Source organism: Acetobacter pasteurianus subsp. pasteurianus LMG 1262 = NBRC 106471, assembly GCF_000285275.1.
GTDB lineage: Bacteria > Pseudomonadota > Alphaproteobacteria > Acetobacterales > Acetobacteraceae > Acetobacter > Acetobacter pasteurianus.
The window spans coordinates 1-3,232 of sequence record NZ_CADO01000080.1; the positions used below are offsets into that span (position 1 = coordinate 1).

Consider the following 3,232-nt stretch of genomic DNA (forward strand, 5'->3'; position numbering starts at 1 on the left):
AAACTACAACCCTCACGTGCCACACTCAGAGCTTAACTGACGACACGCCGTAGTTTCTCAAGCTGAAACTTTGTCTAAATTAGTCATTTCTTCAGCATGAACCAAATAAGGACCAGCTGCACGCACAGTTATGGAAAGAATGCCCATTTTGCAGTCAAGCAGATCCTCACCAAGAGGTAGCTCTGCATTGCCATTGGTCCATGCGCAATCAGTCCAATCGGTAGCGTGCCAGCCTTCGGGCTTTTCAGCCTGAAGATGTGCTGTGATGTCATACTGATTTTTAGCAGATAGCAAATATATTTTTGTAACAGCCACGCCTAGATAACGACGATCATCTACAAAAGGTCCAATGACATCTGCCGGACGGCTGGCACGTGAAACGATGCGGACAGATTTTGTACCAGGCGGCAACATAAAGCTGTATTGCTGGCCATTGCTTCGCATTGGGCGAATAACTGCACCTGTATGTGTGAGCAGATGCAGAGCCGGATCATTTGTCTGTTCTGTAGAGACTGTTGGAATCTGATATCCAACAACCACGTTTTCCCGAGACTCCAGCTTGCGAAAAAGAGGTTCCACAAAAGAACGATCTACACAAAGCGGTGCACCTGCATCATGTTCCCAAGTCAGGAATTTGCTTGCCAGTGTGGCAACGCTACCTTCCTGGCGGAAGGAACGGCGGTTTCCTGTATCCAGATAGCTTTCGGTCAGCATACCATCTACCTGAATAACGAAATGCTGCTCTGTTTCCACATGATAATAATCATAAGAAGTAATGGATTTATCGTAGAAAATCGAGAAACCATTCACCAGCATACGTGCAGGCACAAACTTGCCATCAAAGAACAGGCAATGCTCGGAAGTAATCAGCATGTCCTTGTAAGGAACACCGTCCGAAATAGCATCTTTGAGAATACGTACCGGATAACCAGCTTCGTCATCTTGCAGATGCGGGCGAACAACAACATGCGCCTTACCTGTCCAGGTAACAGTCGTGGGCTGAGCAACGCCCTGCACATAGGCAAGAACCGTATCACCCATGCGGATATTTTCGACCGGAACATCGCCTCCCGGTGTCTGGATCATGCTGCCTGCAAGAAAACATACTTCAGCGGTAGCGCCACCATTATTGTCGTCTACAAGGGTAAAACCGTAATTTAGAACATCAGGGATATTGAGAGTGATTGCATTGCCATTGGCTAGGGTAATCACAACCTGATTCTGTGTAAGAGCGTAAGACGCTCCAGCAGCTGAAACGCCAGCCAGATCGATTTTATCAGAATCGGTAGGCCCATTGCCGGTCCAGCCACTGATAATGGTGCTGACGATGCCGCCGCTTTCCAGGCCAGAAATGGTCAGGCCGTTATTGGTGTCACCAGCAAGATTGATTGTTCCGCCCGTATTGTTCCAGATCGTTGCTGATCCGCCATCCTGAAGAGTTACATCACCAGAAATGGTAGCTCCACTGAGAGTAAATAGTGTCCCTCCACTTGAGACAGTTGTCGTGCCAATGATGCCCCCTACTGCTGCCTCCAATACACCACCAGAGTTAACGGTGTTTCCTGTTGCATTGCCACCAGTATTAATTGCTATGTAACCACCACTATTTACTGTCGTGTTAGTAGCGGAGCCAGAGTTATTCACCTCAAGGGCGCCCCCGTTTGAAACAACGGTATCACTGGCAAGACCACCACTCGAGAGATGTAGGCCACCTCCATTTGAAAGAATATTACCATTGGCTATGCCGCCATTTAAGACAGTTTGGGATCCATGGTCTGTAATAGTATTACCATTGGCTATGCCACCACTTACGACAGATACGTTTCCTTCACTTGAAACAGTCGCTCCAGAAAGTGTGCCAGATACATTTGCTGAACCATTAATGATCTGTCCCGATACGCTTGCACCAGACAGAATATCTTCAGAAGCACCAGATGCCAGCACGGTACCAGAGACTATACCGCCGCTGTCGAGATAAAGCTGGCCATCTATTGTTCCGCCAGATTGCCCGAAACTAGATAGAACCCCTCCATTACCTACTCCGATGAATCCACTGATAATGGAGCCATCACCAGCGTATAAAGTGCCGCCTGATATAAATGTACCCCCTACCAGAGTTGCTCCACTGACAAGATAAATTGATCCCCCGCTCATGGTCTTCCAAGATCCATTCGAGGAATCCATTTGTGTAAGAGTGACGCCACTTCCAACAACAATCTGCCCATTGCCCGTAACAGTTTGATGTTGTGCCGAAGCCCCTTCATATAGCACTTCTTGAAATGCACTGACTGTGGTGTCGATAACTGATCCGCCAGACAAAACCGTAATACTTCCGCCAGAATAAATATTTGCGGAAGATAAAACACCACCGGAAAGCACGGTTATATCTGTATTCGTAGTATATGACTTGCCAGTAACCGTTGTCGAGATAGTATCAGTCGCCATTTGTTTTCCCCTTATTGGAAACACAAAATTGATTTTTCAATCACCAATTCTGTGGTGATCAGTCTTGTGCACTCAAACTTCCTGATTGGTGTTTTTGTGCTTTGGCCACCACAGAAAACGTGGTGATCGAAATGCCCCTCGGGGTCGTTCCTGCATAAAGTTGTAGGCATGCGGGTTAACGGCGCGGCTAGGCGTTTCGAATTCTTTTGTTGGATGTGTGAAGTTTAAAACCATGGCAACGATGCCCCCAACCGGCCAAGCCAGCTGCGCTATTAATAAGTCCATCCTTGCAGGGCATTTCTGTTCCATCACCAGTAATCGTACACACACCAAGCTGAAGGCTATTGTTTCTGGAAATTAATTTTCAATGAAAATTCCCAATTAAAACGTCTATATCACAAAGCATATAATTTAATTTATATAAATATTCATTTTTATAAAGAAATTTTCAAGAAAGAAAATTCATTTAATTTACCAATTCAACAGAAAGAAAAGTAAACAGTATGTTGATTCTTAACTTGTTTATTTATCTATCATCTTAATTAAGATAAAAAAAACGAAAAAAAGTTGATGAATTAAAACTGTTTGGATTTTTCAAATTTTTCTGCTTAGCTCATTATGTGAGCAATGATGAAATTTAACCTAGAGAGTCCGAAAATCTAATTCTGACTTTCCCACCAAGAGGAATTTGCAATGGGTTAACCCCTTACCGGAAAGCAAGAGGAAAGCTGTTAGAGCCCTTTTGGAAATTCACGGATGAGCGTTTCGGCGTAGCATGAGGCTTCCC

General features: G+C 45.0%; 1 protein-coding gene. It reads right to left on the reverse strand.

Annotated elements, in window-relative coordinates; translation table 11 throughout:
- Positions 1-57: 57 nt before the first annotated feature.
- The gene (locus APA10_RS14695; protein WP_250697637.1) at positions 58-2,445 is read right to left on the reverse strand and encodes a Hint domain-containing protein; all 2,388 of its coding nucleotides are present in this window, start codon (positions 2,443-2,445) and stop codon (positions 58-60) included.
- Positions 2,446-3,232 lie beyond the last annotated feature (787 nt).

Excerpts from the sequence above, each read along its gene's own strand:
- APA10_RS14695 (WP_250697637.1), bottom strand. The coding sequence starts at position 2,445 with ATGGCGACTGATACTATCTCGACAACGGTTACTGGCAAGTCATATACT.